This is a genomic window from Rikenella microfusus DSM 15922 (assembly GCF_000427365.1).
Taxonomy (GTDB): domain Bacteria; phylum Bacteroidota; class Bacteroidia; order Bacteroidales; family Rikenellaceae; genus Rikenella; species Rikenella microfusus.
Genome location: NZ_KE386488.1, coordinates 2,212,539 through 2,228,809, shown reverse-complemented (window position 1 = coordinate 2,228,809; position 16,271 = coordinate 2,212,539). Strand labels below are relative to the sequence as shown.

General features: G+C 54.6%; 13 protein-coding genes and 1 riboswitch. Of the genes, 6 read left to right on the top strand and 7 right to left on the bottom strand.

The features are described 5' to 3' along the window. Positions 1-51: 51 nt before the first annotated feature. From RIKMI_RS0110230 to RIKMI_RS0110205, 6 genes are all read right to left on the bottom strand, one after another. The gene (locus RIKMI_RS0110230) at positions 52-1,122 is read right to left on the bottom strand and encodes a DUF6371 domain-containing protein (RefSeq protein WP_027291530.1); all 1,071 of its coding nucleotides are present in this window, start codon (positions 1,120-1,122) and stop codon (positions 52-54) included. A 134-nt stretch (positions 1,123-1,256) separates the two neighbouring features. Then, entirely contained in the window at positions 1,257-2,672 is a 1,416-nt protein-coding gene (locus RIKMI_RS0110225; protein ID WP_027291529.1) for a DUF3987 domain-containing protein, read from the bottom strand. Continuing rightward, a complete protein-coding gene (locus RIKMI_RS0110220) occupies positions 2,665-3,018 on the bottom strand; it encodes a helix-turn-helix domain-containing protein (RefSeq protein ID WP_004328966.1) in 354 nt (117 codons plus the stop codon). Before RIKMI_RS0110220 ends, RIKMI_RS0110225 begins: the two co-directional genes overlap by 8 nt. 215 nt (positions 3,019-3,233) lie before the next feature. Next, entirely contained in the window at positions 3,234-4,382 is a 1,149-nt protein-coding gene (locus tag RIKMI_RS0110215) for a DUF6043 family protein (protein ID WP_027291528.1), read from the bottom strand. 47 nt (positions 4,383-4,429) lie between these two features. Continuing rightward, the gene (locus tag RIKMI_RS0110210; RefSeq protein ID WP_027291527.1) at positions 4,430-5,761 is read right to left on the bottom strand and encodes a site-specific integrase; all 1,332 of its coding nucleotides are present in this window, start codon (positions 5,759-5,761) and stop codon (positions 4,430-4,432) included. A 13-nt stretch (positions 5,762-5,774) separates the two neighbouring features. After that, the gene (locus RIKMI_RS0110205; protein WP_027291526.1) at positions 5,775-7,073 is read right to left on the bottom strand and encodes a site-specific integrase; all 1,299 of its coding nucleotides are present in this window, start codon (positions 7,071-7,073) and stop codon (positions 5,775-5,777) included. 231 nt (positions 7,074-7,304) lie between these two features. On the opposite strand from RIKMI_RS0110205, the gene RIKMI_RS14905 reads away from it, so the two are divergent. The 3 genes from RIKMI_RS14905 (at position 7,305) to lepB (ending at position 10,450) form a co-directional block, all read left to right on the top strand. Then, complete coding sequence (locus RIKMI_RS14905) at positions 7,305-7,445, top strand: hypothetical protein (RefSeq protein WP_156877461.1); 141 nt, start codon at positions 7,305-7,307, stop codon at positions 7,443-7,445. Positions 7,446-7,703: 258 nt separating this feature from the next. Next, positions 7,704-9,509, top strand: a complete 1,806-nt coding sequence (locus RIKMI_RS0110195; protein WP_169715519.1) for an O-antigen ligase family protein — start codon at positions 7,704-7,706, stop codon at positions 9,507-9,509. Between the two features lie 32 nt (positions 9,510-9,541). Further along, positions 9,542-10,450, top strand: a complete 909-nt coding sequence (lepB, locus tag RIKMI_RS13875; RefSeq protein WP_051214500.1) for a signal peptidase I — start codon at positions 9,542-9,544, stop codon at positions 10,448-10,450. A gap of 838 nt (positions 10,451-11,288) precedes the next feature. On the opposite strand, the gene RIKMI_RS0110185 is transcribed toward lepB, so the two are convergent. Further along, positions 11,289-12,374, bottom strand: a complete 1,086-nt coding sequence (locus RIKMI_RS0110185) for a YncE family protein (RefSeq protein ID WP_037291851.1) — start codon at positions 12,372-12,374, stop codon at positions 11,289-11,291. A 206-nt stretch (positions 12,375-12,580) separates the two neighbouring features. Continuing rightward, positions 12,581-12,847, bottom strand: a riboswitch (cobalamin riboswitch). Between the two features lie 63 nt (positions 12,848-12,910). On the opposite strand from RIKMI_RS0110185, the gene RIKMI_RS0110180 reads away from it, so the two are divergent. The 3 genes from RIKMI_RS0110180 to RIKMI_RS0110170 all read left to right on the top strand — a co-directional run bounded on the left by RIKMI_RS0110180 (position 12,911) and on the right by RIKMI_RS0110170 (position 15,505). Further along, positions 12,911-14,122, top strand: a complete 1,212-nt coding sequence (locus RIKMI_RS0110180) for an L-serine ammonia-lyase, iron-sulfur-dependent, subunit alpha (RefSeq protein ID WP_027291523.1) — start codon at positions 12,911-12,913, stop codon at positions 14,120-14,122. Between the two features lie 129 nt (positions 14,123-14,251). Further along, entirely contained in the window at positions 14,252-14,731 is a 480-nt protein-coding gene (locus RIKMI_RS0110175) for a hypothetical protein (RefSeq protein WP_027291522.1), read from the top strand. Between the two features lie 78 nt (positions 14,732-14,809). Next, positions 14,810-15,505, top strand: coding sequence for a cell division ATP-binding protein FtsE (locus tag RIKMI_RS0110170; RefSeq protein ID WP_211224113.1), 696 nt, complete (start codon positions 14,810-14,812; stop codon positions 15,503-15,505). Positions 15,506-16,271 lie beyond the last annotated feature (766 nt).

Sequence of the window (16,271 nt, the reverse complement as noted above, 5' to 3'; positions counted from 1 at the left end):
GATTTTACAACCCCATTTTCACGGGACAGCGAGCTGTCCATTGATTCTCCTTCATTCGATCTTCCCTGCATCCACCAGTTCAAGTCCGAAGGTGTCGATGAAGCTCTGCAACGCTGGATTGCGTTGTATCATCCTCGCGAGAATCATCTGTGGTGTATCCTCCATCAGCAGGAAGTCGGCGATGTCCAGTCTCCGACTACGCTGTTCATCGGTCGCCATCTTTTCCAGCAGGTCGGAACAGGTGACACGCCTGCAGATAGTCTCCAGCATCGGCAGCCGTTGCCGCCATTCATCGGTTGCCTTGAGGTCGGGGAAAAGGATCACTTCACGTTCTTTCAACACCTGCATGGCCTCGCTGTTGAAACAGCCGTGCATTCCCCCGGTGGCAAGCCATACAAAATCAGGGATGAACAGGGCGGCAACCAGTGCCGTCTTTTCGCTTTCGACAATGGCTACAGGCTTGGCTGACATGGCAGCGGAAGTGTCCGAAAGCAGATGCTCACCGAACAGGCACTGCTTCATGTGGAAGTCCGGCACTTTTCTTACAGAATGGACCCAGTTGACTTGATTGAAAGGCTCTTTAATCCGGTGCCCGGTTACGGCATCGTAGCCCATAATCTTGCCTGCACGCACGTTACCCCTGACATCTATCTGCCAGAACACGGTCGAACCGTTCCACATCCTTGACGTGCCGACTTTGTAAACATGGAACAACCGGCCGGCTTCCTCCTTTCCCGCCACTTTGGTGAAGTAACGGTACAATGGGTTGATGTCGTACCCGCGCATGGATTGCTCCACCAAATCATAGGGAAGATAAGAAATCTCCGGTTCTTGTTCTGTTGGCGGTTGTTTAGCTGCATACTTTACTGCCGTAAATACATTGCCGTTCATTTTATGGCCAGCCGATGTTTCCCTTGCTGACGGATTGTCCCGGAAGTATTCTTTCGGGGAATAGTGATAGCCACAACTGTTGACGTGGTCGCATTTGCCCACGTATCCCGGGAAAGATATCTCTCCCGCCTCGTCGATATAACGGGTAAAGCAAGACTTCCTTCCGCACCCCGGACAAACGGTCTTGCTGCCCGGTTTGTATTTTTGAAGATGGAATCTATATTCGTTCATAATATTGCCGATTACGTGTTTCTGCAAATGAATACCACCATTTGCAGTTTGCAGTTCTTGCAGTCCTGCAGGAATTTCCCCTTTTCAGTCCTCGAAACTGCAAAACTGCAAAGACTGCAGGCTGCAACAAGAGATCATCCGTTGCAGTTTCGTGGGGATGATTCATCATTGCTTTCATTAGATTTACCAGATTTATCATACATGATTTTCTCGTAATGTCCGGCTTTTGATTTCCGGAGAAGCCTGCTGCGGCATAACTCTTTCAGGTAATTCATGACAGTCCGCTCGCTGACGCACTGCCGTTCCTTTCCAACGGTTATTGCTGTTTTTGTATCAAAGGTATCAGGCAACATAGACAGCAGCACCTTGGGAGGGTCTTCACAGGCGTCATTCGCCACGAAAGAACGGATACGCGTATATGATTCCTCAAAATAGTCGTTCAGCCGTATGCCAGCTTTCACCGATGATACATCTATAAACTGCAGGTGACTTTCACCGGACGCGTGGCGCAAAACCTGAATTATCAATGCTAGACGGGCTACATGGGCCGGATGTTTCATTTCCCGGCTGTCCACCTCGGCATCATCCTCTATCCGGTTGATACGCTCCACCTTCCTGTTCCACCAGGAGAAGAAGTATTCCCTGGCCTCCCTGTCCATGGACAGCACGTGGGGTATTTTTTCTTCCGCTTCGGTGTCATAGTCCAACGCAAGGACCTTGTTCAATATATTCTCCCAACGGATTGCAGCGAGGGATGTCCTTTCCCCATCGTCGTCCCGGTTTTTCCAGGATGAAAGCTTGGGGGATTTGGGCATCACGAACAGGATACGGTCAAGCAGCCCGTTTTCCTCGAACCCCTTTTTCAGAAGCTCGTGTACACGCTTGGTCTGCGTGGTTCCGATGATGTTTATGCATGGATGCTCGATGTGTACAGGAACAGGGGAGTTTACCCTGGTAACATCCAAAGCCCCGCCACTCCATGCAGTCAGAAGCTGTTCTATGAGCTGCCCGTTCGTGTAACGGTTGGCGGAATTGAACATGCCCATGATCTCGTCCACCAGAATGACCACGCTTCTCGGGTTGTTGTGGTGGGTCAGTAAAAGCGACTCGGGAGTGAAATCAGAGACTACAGTGTGTTTCAGGACAGGTTTCTTCCCGTTTTCTCCCGCGGCTTTCCATGCCTCCATTTCTGTCTCGTACACCTTGAAAAGGGCATAGTCACGTTTCCGGATCGGGCGATATGCGGCCTCCAGCGGTGGGGTCTTGCCCAGTCCGGGCCTGCCTACCAGAATGACGTACAACGCTCCGCTGCTCTGCCAGTCTCCTTTGATGCGGATACGGTATGCGCCTCCCAGGGCCGCGGATACAGCCGACAACATGGCCGTAGCGATAAACTCGATCTTGTAGTTCTCGTATGTGGCCATATCGAGAATGACAGACTGCACGGCCTGGGGCAGGACCTCCAGCGGGAATCCCGTTCTTTCAATATCCTCCGCCTCCATGCGGATTCTGTTACACAGTTCTAGCCTGCCGGTTGCCATATCACACATTTTTTCTCTTGCAATAGGATGTTACACTCTCTGACTTGTTGCCTGTCTGTACCCGGCGTACATCAGATTTGGCATACATGTTCTTGTTACCGACCTTGACCGGTACGAGATAGCCTCGTTTCGCCCACAGGTTGAGCGTGCCCTCGCACACGTTCAGCAACTCACGGACCTGTTTTGTATTGAGATAAGTCTCCTCCGCTTCACGCAGTATCGCGGCTCTCTGTTCTTCCTGTTGCGCCATGATGGTACGCTGCACGATGGATTCAGCGAACATTTTAAGGTCAGCGGGAGTAACTTCCAGTTTCACGTTCGCTCCTTGCTCGACCAGACTCTCTATGGTAATCATAAATATCAGTTTTGAAGTTTGTGATGACCATCTTCAAAAGTTCCCTGGTGCCCCGCTTCCGATGGCTTATAAAAGAGAAGCACCGCCAGCCCTCGGGAAAGGATTGACGGTGCAAATGTATGTGTAAATTGAAAGTGGTTGATATATAATGATTTGTCTTAAATTGTCATGACAATATAAATCCGTGTGACAACGTGAAAAGGTTATAATTGGCCTTATTTCTCTGCAATGGCCATCGTGGCTGTACCTGGGATATTACTGATAGCCTGTGCCAATTTCTGGAACAGTTCCCGGTTCTCGTCACTCTCTATCAGGGGGGCCATCTGGTCTTTGCCATCCTTGATTACATGTTTTGCCGTTCTCAGGAACCCAACCGACTGCCGTATGGCGCTCTCGCTTTTCAATGACGGCAAATCCGTGAACTGCAATGTCATCCCCATGCTGTACTCCTTGGCTGTATGCATACCGGCAACCAGACCGAGCTCCTTCAATACATAGAACGGTAATGCCTGATGAATGGCACTTGTATTGACGGAAATAAAGTCGCGGATATGATGTAATACAACTTCCTTGTTCTCGTGATCAAGATAATCGGCGAGTGGCCGTTCCTGGATTTTTTTCTTTCCGGCCACGCGTTGTACAACAGGCCCCCTGACGCTGTCTTCGGTCCGGGTTGTAATCGTATCCCTGCTTTCTTCATCGGTTTCCATGTCAGCCGTGATGGTCTGCAAGGCCCATTCGCCGACATGGCCTTTTTCAATGGCGTTGTTCATGGTAAAATACCTGTCCCAGTCTGCCCGGGTTCGGAAACCGTTCCTGATGGATACGTTTATTATCTGCTTGACGACAAGGGAACAGCCCAGCCTGTCTGCATTGTCAGCTTTCGGGTTCTTCATCTGTTTCTCTATCATGGAGACCATCGCCTCGAAGCTCTTTCCGTAATACAGCCAGCTCAACACGAGCGGTGCCGAAAGGGTGACACCCGGCTTGGAAGATTTACCACTGAAAAAGGACTTTATCCTGCCCCAGAATGTGACCGGCAGAACGTTGTCGGGCAGAGGATTGTTTTCCTCCCTCTGTTTCCTGTACAGCTCCACGATCTGCCCGGGTACCGCGTTCTCCGCGAATTGCATGTTTATATTTGCAAGGCCATCCGTGCTGTCATCGTTCCAGGACAATTCCCATTCCCGCCTGATGCCGGGGAGTTGCCTGAATATGGCTTTGCAGATGGCAAGATACTGCCTCTCGTCACCGTTTGTCATCAGGCGCGAGAAGCGGTTGTATTCTTCACGGTGCGTGTTCTTCCACTGGAGAATATCCTCCTTGAATTGTTCGTATGTCAACTTCTGCTCGTCCATATTCATATTGCATTATCGGTGGATATAAAAGGATAGGTGGAAAAAAGGAACGGTCAATCCAGAAGATTTACCAGCTCCTTCTTCATTTCATCGTCTATCTTGCGATACCGGGCAAAGGCACGGCTACCTTCAGAGTGCCCGGACATGGAGGCAATCAGGTTCGGGTCCTTGACCTGCTTGTACAGGTTTCCGATGAAGGTCTTCCTCGCCGTGTGGGTGGTGGCCACCTCGTACAATGGTCTTGCCACATCCTCGCGCGTCTTCGGGTCGAGCACCCTGACCATGCGGTCGATTCCCACGTATTTGAGAATCTCCTTTATTTTCTTGTTGTAGCCGAAATGCGAGAATCTCGGGAGCAGCGCTTCTTCCAGGTCCTTGTACCTTTCCAGTATATCCAAGGCCTTTTGGTTAAGCGGGACCCGTACCGTGCCCGCGTGCTCCAGCTTGGTTTTCTGGGGGATGTACTCCACGCAACCGTCCACGATATTCGCCTGGGTCAGCCGGTTCAGGTCACTGACACGGCAACCGATCAGGCACTGGAACATGAAGATGTCACGATAGACCGGATAGCTGGCACCCATGCCGCTTAAGTCGGCATAATATACCTTGTCCCGTTCTTCAAGTGTCAGGTAGAACGGGTCACCGTACATGGGCTGCGCGATCTGGTATTGGTCGAAAGGATTATTTCGTGTAAGGCCACGCTTGATGCACCATTTGATGACGGTGCGAATGCGGTACAGGCTTCCCGACATGCTGTTCTCGGAACGTACCTGCTCGACATTGCGGCGGACCTCGTTCCGGTAAAACACGGGATACATGTCAACATACTTGTGCTCCTCCTGCAGCCAGAATTTGAAATCCCTTATGTCCTCTGCCGTGATGGAGTCAATGCAAAGATGGAAGCCCCTCTGGTGCATGACCTCATGGCGGAAACGCTCGTAACGGAGTACCTTGTTGAGATTGTCAAGGTGATGTTTCCGGCTTTCGAACGCGAGTGAGGTCTCGTCAACATATTTTTGTATCTGGTATGACAACAGGTATTCCTCTGCCTTGTTGCCGCCTCTTGCATTGATGTTGGGGTGATGGTATTCTTCTATCAGCCCCTTGAGCCAGTTCCCGTCAACTCCACGGCTGTATTCTCTGGTGATCAGGTGGGTAATTTGCTGGATATCCCTGTCGAAAGCGTTCTTCTTCTCTTCCGAGACAAGAGCCACACGTGGTTTGTAGCCTTGCCTCTCCGGACACCAATGGTTCGGGTTGATGGACAACTCGCTCGCGGCCTTTATGTCCACACCACCGATATCCCGGACACGGAAATAGACCCGGGCAAGATCCGTCACGTTGTTTTTCGCCGATGTTTTTCTGATAAATGCTGTTACTTTCATGTATATATCCTCCTCAGTTTATCATTTCCACAAGTTTTCGTTTCATGTCATCATCTATCGTCCGGTAACGCCGGAAGGCCCTGCTGCCTTCCACGTGGCCTGACATGGAGGCTATCAGGTTGGGGTCCGGAACCTGCCGGTACAGGTTGCCTACAAAAGTCTTGCGTGCCGTGTGGCTGCTGGCCACCTCGTACAAGGGTTTCTGCACGGTATTGTAGCCGTGCGTGTCAAGAATGGTTACCACGCGGTCAATGCCACAATGTTTCAGCAGTTCCCGTATACCCAGATTGTAAGTGTTGATGGGCTTGAAGGGAAGCAGCTTGCCGGTATTCCCGCTATAGCGTTCCAGTATTCTGACTGCCTTTTCATGCAATGGGACCCTGACGGTTTTCGCCTGGCACTTCTTTGTCTTTTGAGGCATATACTCCAGAAAACCGTCCTTGATGTTCTCCTTGGTCATCCTGTAGAGATCACCGACACGGCAACCGACATAACAGTGGAATACAAATATGTCCCGGATGACAGCTAGTTTCGGGCAGTCGCTCAGGTCCGCATCGTACAGGACATTCCTCTCTTCCGATGTGAGGTAGAACGGGTCGCCGTAGGTCGGCTCCTTGCATCCATAGACAGCATAGACTTCGTTGTCGGAATACTTCATTCTCTTGCACCAGTGCAGGAACGTGCAGAAAAGGTTCATGGTATTGATGACGGTCGTGTTGGATAGAGGCTTGGGCTTGTGGTTGATGAGCATACGGGGAGTATAAAAGTCAGGATACTCCTGGCGGAGCAGGTACTCGTTGGCGACGTACTCCCTGAAGTCGTTCATCTGCCCCAGGGTGACAGTTTCAACGAAGAGCGTGAAGTCAGTATCGCCCAATAATTCACGCCGGTACTCGTGATACCTGGTCATCGTTCGCTCGAAGCGGACGATGTGCTCCTTGGTTCTTTCCGCACCGTCATATTTTTCCAGGTACTCGTGGATGCGGTGGAGCAAGTTCGGGTAATCACGCTCGAAAGCCCGCGCGGGATGCAGGACATCCTCGATGACCTGTTTCATCCACTTGCCGTCAGCCTTCTCGGAGAAGGTCTTTTCCGCTCTCTCGATGATGGCAGCGATCTGTTCGGGCACCCGTTTCTGCTCAATGGCCGTCACGGCAGTCGTTCGCCTGTAACATAAAGTATCGGTATCCCAATACTTGTCATGGACCGCGATGGGGGAAACCACTTTGATGTCCACGTTCTTCTCCCGTACCCGGAAGCAGATGTTTGAAGTGGTCGCGGAACATTTTTTCAAATAGACGGAAATTTTCATTTGCTATGCCTTTTTTGATTACATGACAAAGGTAAATAAATTCCCGAATATGTTCCCATATATCCCGAAGAAACTTGCAACGAATTAAGACAAATTAAAAAGTCATTCCCGAATCTGATACCACATAAAGTATTGAATATTAGAGGTTATATTTGCACTTGTTTAGCTCTTTTTTTCATTTTCGTCTTTATTCGACTTCTCGAATATCATATATTGCAGTTCCACGCTTTTTTGTTGGATAGGGATAACCGGGTGGTATTGGTCGGCTCGCCTATCGGCAATCCGAAGATGTGGGAACTGTACAAATCCACGATCGACCGCCTGGTCGAAAACGGAGGGACATTGCCCCCGGAAAGTTCGGACGACGAGTAGGTCCCAGCCCGTCTTCCGGGTGATCCGACCGATCGGGACACCAAACCATCGGCCGGATCCGGCAGGTGCGGACAGGCTTGCCGGATTCGATGAACGAAAAACAGACCGCTTTCTCCATTTCGCATGTCAGCTTCCCCCGTTATCCGTTTTTGCCGAACTCCGGCATTCCGCAGCTTTTTTATCGAACGACTGCCTGTTGTCGGTATCGCGGCCATAGTCGGGACTTTGCTCGTACCGGGCACGCTGCCGCCCGCCGGCATGGAAACTTCGCAGTTCTTCTGGCTGGCCGGAGCCTTGCTCCTGTTCAGCGCTACGTTGATACCCGGATTGCCGGGGATGCTGCGGGCCGGTTTCCGGTGGCACGCGGCCGACCTGCTTGTCCTGGTTTTCTTCGGGTTCCGGTTCTTCAGTACCTATGTTGCCGGCAACGCCTCGGTTCCGAACCTCTGGATGCCCGTACTGCTGTTCGTACTTTATGCCGATATTCGTTTTTACGTCCGTATCGGCGGGTATGCCGCTTTATCCCGGATCGCACTCCTGCTGCTCGCAACCGGGCTTATCGAAATCGTCGTCGGATTCCGCCAGCTCTATGGATACGACCTGTCGAACCACGCCCGTTTCCATATTACCGGAACTTTCCACAATCCGGCGCCGCTCGGAGGTTATCTCGCCATGGTGCTGGGGGTGGCCCTCTCTCAGCTCCGCACGCAGTATCCCATAGTTATACGGCGTTTCCGGCTGCTCGGTCCGCGCACTTTGCTGACCGGGCGTTTCTGGCTTTTCGCGGCAGCCCTGCCGACAGTCGGCGGGTGCCTGATGTTGCTGCCGTCCACGCAGAGCCGGATCGCCTGGATAGCGGCTATCGGCGCGGCCGCTGTAGCCCTTTTATCAGGTTCTGTTCGACGCAGGCTGTTCCGGTGGACGGTACGGCACCGGACGGCGACCGTGGCGGGCGGTCTGCTCCTGCTCGCTGTCATCGCAGCCGGAGGATGGGGAGCCTACCGGATGAAAGCCTCCTCGGCCGACGGACGGTTGCTGATGTGGAAAATCACGGCCCGGATCATCGCCGATCATCCCGTTACCGGGACGGGCGGCAACTCGTATGCCGGCATCTACGGAGACTATCAGGCCCGCTATTTCGCCTCCGGATGCGGCACGCCCGGCGAAATCGCAGTCGCCGGCAGCACCGGAGCGGCTTTCAACGATTATTTGCAGCTGACAGCCGAGCTCGGCCTGGTCGGCCTGCTGCTTTTCGCCGTTCCGCTCATCGCCGCCTTCCGGGGATATGCGAAGCGACAGCTGCCGGACGATACAAAAATCCGGCGAAACGTGTGCCGTTACGACAATGGTTTGTCCGCCGCCCTGACGGCGTTGCTGCTTTTTGCTCTGGCTTCCTATCCGTTTCAGCTGGTCTCGTTCCTGACATTGCTCACCCTGCTGACGGCCTGCGGTATTTCGCTCTGTTCCGGACGGCGGCTCGGCAGATGCCGTCCGGCGGTTACGGGCGCTATCGTCGTCGTTGTGTTTTCGCTCCAGGGCATCGCCCTGCGGCACGCACTTCCGATGAAGGCTCGATATGAAGACTGGCGGAAGATACAACCCGTCTATCGGCTGGAAGCATTCGAGGCGGTCGAAGCCGATTATGCGTCCCTGTCGCCTTATCTGGACGGGGAGTTGCAGTTTATCTTCGAATATGCCAATATCCTCGGTAAAACCGGCGATTTCGTCCGGAGCAATGAATGGTTGCGGAGAGGTTTCCGGCTGAGTTCCGATCCCATGCTGTACAACCTGGCAGGGAACAACTACAAGGCGTTGGGCGAGTGGCAGGCCGCGGAGGGGGCCTACCGGCGGGCTTTCGACGTCATACCGAGCCGCATCTATCCGCTCTATCTGCTGACCGAATTATATGCCGAAAGCGGTCAAACCGATAAAATGCAGCAAACGGCCGGGCAAGTACTGGAATTTCAGGAAAAAATCCCTTCGCAGGCCGTGCGGGAGATCAAACGGAATGTTCGCCTCCTGTTGGACGAGAAACGAAAAAAAACGGAAACCGAACCCGAATGATTATCTTTGGGAACGGATAACCCCCGACACACATGACGATACGGCACAAACGGAAATGGTGGCAGAAACTGCTGCGCGGACTGGGAATCGCTTTTCTGACGATCGCTCCCGGTGCCTTTGTGGTCATGTCGCGTTTTTTCTGCTGGGAAATGTTCACCATTCCCACCGAATCGATGTATCCGACCCTGTTGCCCGGCGACCGTGTCATCGTGAACAAGGCCGTTTTCGGAGCGCGTTTGCACCGTACGTTCGAAAGCATGGGAGCCGAAAAGCCCGATATCCTGCGCTGGAAATACCGGGGGTATCGTCCGCTGCGGCGGGGCGACATCATCGTTTTCAATTACCCTTATGCGCGGGGATGGGGTAAAATCGCCTTCGACTTCAACACGCTTTACGTCAAACGGTGCGTCGCCCTTCCGGGGGATTCGGTTTATGCCGAACGGGGAGCGGTCCGGGTGCGCGGGGTCGAAGGTACCGTCGGCATCCGTCAATACCAGCGGCAGCTGGCGTTCGCCGACCTGTCGCTTTACCCGCCGCAGTCGTGGCAGACCATCGCGCCCGATTCCGCGGCCGGGAAATGGACCATCCGCGATTTCGGGCCGATCTACGTTCCCCGGCAGGGAGATACCATTCCGCTCGATCGCCGCAACATCGCCCTTTATGCTCCGGCCGTAGAGTTCGAAACCGGCGTCAGGCCGAGGATAGACAGTACGGGGCGGACACGGCTGGGGGACAGTACGATTACGCATTATACTTTCCGCCGCAATTTTTATTTCGCCTGCGGCGACAACACGATGGCTTCGATGGATTCCCGCTACTGGGGGTTTATACCCGAAGATTTCGTATTGGGTGTGGTCACGCGGGTCGCCTATTCTTACGACCGGGAACGGGAGAAAGTACGATGGAACCGGATATGGAAAAACACCCGGTGGAAAGAGTGATGCGGTCGGATGCACCGCTATCGTTCGCCGGAACCGTGCACGTGTAATCTCAAGAGATAGCCAAATAGAATCTAATAATCCTCGCGGAGTGTCCGACGGTGTCACCGGACACTCCGAATCGGGCAGTACCCTCCCCCTTTCGCAGGATAGGGCCAGATACAAGAAACGGTACGGTTAATTGTCCGCGTAGCGGTCAGCCCGGAGCCACCTCCGGCGAAGGGCTGCAACCTGCGGTCTTGCCTTCGCTGGCTCCGGGCGACAACATATAAATTAACCGTACAGTTAAATGGCAGGGGCTTACTTTGCGGCCTTTAGGCCGCGCGGGCCGCAGCCTCCCGCAGCGAAAGCCCGCCCGCTAACGCGGAAACTTATATTTTAACCGTATGGTTAATTTTTCATTCGGGTCGGACGCCCGGGAAGTCTCGGGTAGTTACAGCCCGGCTCGAGTGCCGAGCGGCACCGGGCCTCACGAGGGGGAGGCGTCCGGCCCGCCCGCTGACGCGGAGACTTATTTTAACCGTACGGTTTATTTATGCGATTCGAAAGAGTTGTCGGCAAGCGCTTTGCCGCTTCGGGAGAATGAAAACCGAACGGAGAAAGCGTATTGACCGTATGGGTCATCGGATCCCCGGGTCCGCTACCCGCGGCTTTTTAGGGTAATTCCTACCCCCTGTCGCATTCCCCCAGCCGAACGATACGTTGGTCCCTCCCTGTGAACGGTTTCCGTTTCCGGAGCAGTTTTTTCGAAATAAAAAGGCACGGGGAGAACCACCACCCCGTGCCCCGCCCCGGACACGTCCGGGGCATCACGAATAAAAACCTTACACTACAAAAGTTTTTATTTTGAGATTTTATTCACGAAAGCCACCGTATTGGCTGCGTTGCCGACTCCGGTGAGCGTCGCGAGCGCATTGCCTTTTTCATCGAAGCCCATTACCGTGCTCGTCATATAATCCGCTGCCACATTCATCACATAGACATAACCGTTCAGCGCATTGACATTCACCCCGTTGAACGAACCGGGCTGCGATGCGATCATCGTTTCCGACGAATTGTCAGAGAGGTTCACCTTCACCAGCGAACAGCTCGGAGCGTAGGTCGTTGCATCGTAAGTGGTATTGACCCCGTACAACGTCTGGCCGTAGATGGCGATTTTCGTCACCTCGACGTTCGGAATCGTCGTATAGGACATTCCTGTCAGATCCAGTTTATGCAATGCCGCCGGTGCGCCGGTCGTATAATCCGTCCATGTGGCCAAGTATACCGAATTGTCGCCGGCTACCGCCAGTTCGTTCGGATTGGTCGGCACGGTAATGCTCCCCTTTTCAGTGAAAGTCGGAATATCGATCACCGTCACCGTATTGCCCGATCCGTAGCCGGAATTGGCAACGACCAAAGTGCGTTCATTGACCTCTGCGATCCCTTCGCTGTATTTGAAGGCGCCACTGTACGGCGTATAGTCCGTCGCATAAGTCGTCGTGTCGATCCGGGCCACTTCGCCGCTGTACAACGACACGAAAACTTTGCCGGCTGCGCAGGCCAGCCCGCGCGGCTCACGGTTCTGTCCGTCGGCCTGTCCCATGTCGATTTCATCCAGGATACGTCCCGATGCGGCGTCCAGTACCACGACCTTATTGCTGACATCCACGGCCACGTAGAGTTTCGTACCGTAAACCTTCATGTCGTTGGCCGTACTGCCGAGCACCGAACCGGGATTGGCGGCCGTGAACTTGTCGGTCACCGTCTTATCGTTCAAATCGTAATAATACAACGTCGAGGAGTTGGCGATCGAGAAGCTCCCCTCGCCGAGAATCCAATACCCCTGGGTCTTAGGCCCCGGAATATCGACGCCTCCTCCCTTATCGTTGCAACTGAACAGTAACAGGGCTGCCGATGCGGCCAGCAGCAAATTGATCTTTTTCATCTTCGTTATTTGTATCGTTTGGTTTTCTGTCGTTTCGCTGTCGTCCGCTCTTGCATACGCCGCCGTCGGGATACAGATCCCCCCGACACGGTTTTCCCGTCTCTGCATTACGAACCGCCTCCGTTTCACAGCTCGGAACGATCCTATTAAATTATATACCCAAGATCCACAACAGGCGTTCTCCGGCTCCAAATCCCCGAAAGCGGACAACATTCAACGGCAAGGCAGGTCTTCTGACTTACCCCGGAGTGCTTTAGGACGCGCCTTCCCGTTCCCTGTGCGCGTATTTCCGGCGAAACCCGGATGCCGCGCCCGAACAGTGGCATAACGAAGATTGTCCTGCACCCGCGATCCGGAATTCCCGGATGAGGTTCACAGCAGCGGGACTGTCCGGGACTTTCACCCGGTTCCCTATTAATCGCCCGTGCCCCCGAAAGGGCACCCTCGGCGAACCATTGCCGGGGACAAAGATATATCCTTTTTCAGAACCCGCAAGCGGAAAAAACGTATCTTTGGATTTCCAAAGCGAAATCTTTATGGAATCGATCAAAGGCATCTACCGTATCGGGCACGGCCCGTCCAGCAGCCATACGATGGCTCCGCGCCGGGCGGCGCAGGAGTTTCTGGAGCGCAATCCGGGCGCCTCGCGGTACGAAGTGACCCTTTTCGGCAGTCTGGCGGCCACCGGCAAGGGCCACCTGACCGACAAAGCCATCCTGGACGTTCTGGAACCGGCCGCTCCGACGTCGATTCATTGGAAACCGGAGGTTTTTCTGCCGTTCCACCCGAACGGAATGCAGTTCGACAGCTATTACGGCACGGACGGCGAGCCGCGCGAAAGCTGGCGCATATACAGCATCGGCGGCGGTTCGCTGGCCAACGAGGAGACGGCGGCGGAAAAGCCCGAGATGATCTACGGCATGACCACCATCGCCGAAATACAAGAGTGGTGCGAAAAGACGGGTTGCTCGTACTGGGAGTATGTCGAGCAGTGCGAAGGACCGGAGATCTGGGATTATCTGGACCGGGTGTGGACGATCATGCAGGAGGGTATCCGACGGGGCCTGGAGGCCGAGGGCGTGCTGCCGGGCGGTCTGGGCGTGCGCCGCAAGGCCGCCGGATATTTCATCCGTTCGAAGGGGTATTCGGAAGCGATGCGCAGCCGGGGATTGGTCTATGCTTACGCGCTGGCGACTTCGGAGGAAAATGCGGCGGGCGGGGAGATCGTCACGGCTCCGACCTGCGGGTCGTCGGGGGTGATGCCGGCCGTGTTGTACCATTTGCAGCAGACGCGCGATTTCATCAAGCCGCGTATGCTCCGGGCGCTGGCGACTGCGGGGCTGTTCGGGAACGTGGTCAAGCACAACGCGTCGGTTTCGGGCGCGGAGGTGGGATGCCAGGGCGAGGTGGGCGTGGCCTGCGCGATGGCTGCGGCGGCTTCGTGCCAACTGTTCGGAGGGACGCCGGCGCAGATCGAATATGCGGCCGAAATGGGACTGGAACACCACCTGGGGCTGACCTGCGATCCGATCTGCGGGCTGGTGCAGATTCCCTGTATCGAACGAAATGCCTATGCGGCGGCGCGGGCGCTGGATTCGAACATCTATGCGACCTATTCGGACGGCAGGCACCGGGTGAGTTTCGACCGGGTGGTGGAGGTGATGCGCCAGACGGGACACGATCTGCCGAGCCTCTATAAGGAGACGGCCGAGGGAGGTCTGGCGAAAGATTACCGTTTCGGTTCCTGACTTTCCGGCAGCGCGGCAAACTCTTTCCGACCTTTCGCAAACCCGTGCCTTTCACGCGATTCGGTATCGGTTATTTTCGTTGTGCAGCATTGCTGCTAACCGATTTGTTTTACTACAATTTACCGAATCATGAAGATGTCGGATTTGTACAAAGCGGGCAAAGAATGGAATGCCCGTGTCTGGATCGAAGGAAATTACGTCGTACGCGACCGGATCATCGCCGACCTGAATGCCGCCCTGGGCGGCTTGTCCATACGGATAGGCCACGGCTGGCAGCAATACGATCCGGTCGTGCGCGTAGGCCGTCCCCGGAATTATGTCAGCATCGCTGCCGATCCGGACAACGATGCACAGAATAATGCCGCGCTATTCATCGGATTCGCCGACGATGGCTGCGAATTGAGCGATCTGCCGCGGACATTGCAGGAACTCTGCGTCATCGTCTTTTTCGCGGAAACGGGACGCGGCTATGGCTCCGGATTGGAGAGCGAGTTGTACCCGTTGGTCGGAGACATCCGGTCGGGCAACGACGTATGGGCTTCGCTCAAAACCCGTTATACGCCCTCTCTGACTTACCAAGAGGATAATAAGGATTACATTCTGGAATAATCCGCCTCCTTTTATCGAAGCGGCCCGAATAAAGGCCGCTTTTCTTTTACGGCAAAAGCGTATATTTGTCCTGACGATATGATGCAGGAACAACCTTTTTTACAGCTTACGGATGCCGTGATTTTCCAGAAGAATTCCCGCAGGGAAGTGCTTCGGGAGGTGAATCTGTACGCATGGCCCGGCGAGCTGATTTATCTGGTGGGGCGCGTGGGCAGCGGCAAAAGCAGCCTGCTGAAGACGCTTTACGGCGAGTTGCCGCTTTTGGCGGGACGGGGACAGATCGCGGGTTTCGCCCTGCATTCGCTCACCCGCAAACAGGTGCCTTACCTGCGTCGGCGGCTGGGGATCGTCTTCCAGGACGCGACGCTGCTCGACGACTGCACCGTGTACCAGAATCTCGAATTCGTCCTCCGCGCCACGGACTGGCGCGATACCGCGGCGATCGACAACCGGATATGGGACGTGCTGCACCTGACGTATATGGAACATAAGGCGCATGCCTATCCTCACCAGTTATCGGGGGGCGAGAGGCAGCGGGCGGGGATAGCTCGGGCTTTGCTGAACAACCCGCAGATCGTGCTGGCGGACGAACCGACGGCCAACCTCGATCCGAATGCCACGCAGGAGGTGATGGAGTTGTTCCGCAGTATTGCCGACGAAGGCCGCACGGTCATCATCTCGACGCACAATATCGCCAATATCCGCCAATATCCGGGACGGACGTGGCTGCTGGAAGAGGGGTATGTGACGGAACTTGATCCGGAACAGATCTGACGCGCAATTTCGGCTTCCCATTCTATATTTCGATATGCCGCCTGCTTTAGCCGATGCTTTCCCGGTTGCTTGTGCCGGACCTTCCGGGGGAGGCCGGGTTTGCATCGCCTTGCGCTGCGAGGCCCGGAGCCGGCGGGGGAGCTTTCGCGCTTTAGCACATGCGGTGTGCCGGTGTATTGATTATACGATTTGCATGCAGGTTTTAGCGATAGCGGGCGGACCGGTCGCTTTCCTCCAGGAGGCCCGGTACCGCTCGGTACTCGAACCTGGCTATAATTACCCTATTGCCCGTAGACTGCGGCCCATTACAAAGAAACGTACCGTTAAAATGCTTTCCCGGTCGGCTTTGCGCCCATCCCCCGAAGCGGCTATGCCGCTTGGGCGCGAAAGCCGGCGATTCTCATGAATCGCAAAAATTAACGGAAGTATCCCCATTCGGCTTGTTCCGGTTTCCGGAAAGCTGTCGCGGTCGCGGGTCCGCCCGCAGGGGGACGCGCGCCGAGACATCGAAAGCCGGAAGCTATATAAATATATAAAGTACAAGCCTGAAAGGGATATTTCCGAAAATTAAAAATCGTAGGTTTAAAAAGTACTCCCGGTTGTTTACCTGGTACCGAAGTACGGGTAGAGGTTGCTGGCCCGGGAATGTGCGATTTCCCGGGCCGACGTCAGTCGGGAGCGGGGAATCGCATTCCCGGCGACTTCTTTGCTTTCTTTCTTGGTCGCACAAGAAAGAAAGTGCCCCCGCGGCATGAGCGGGCAAAGA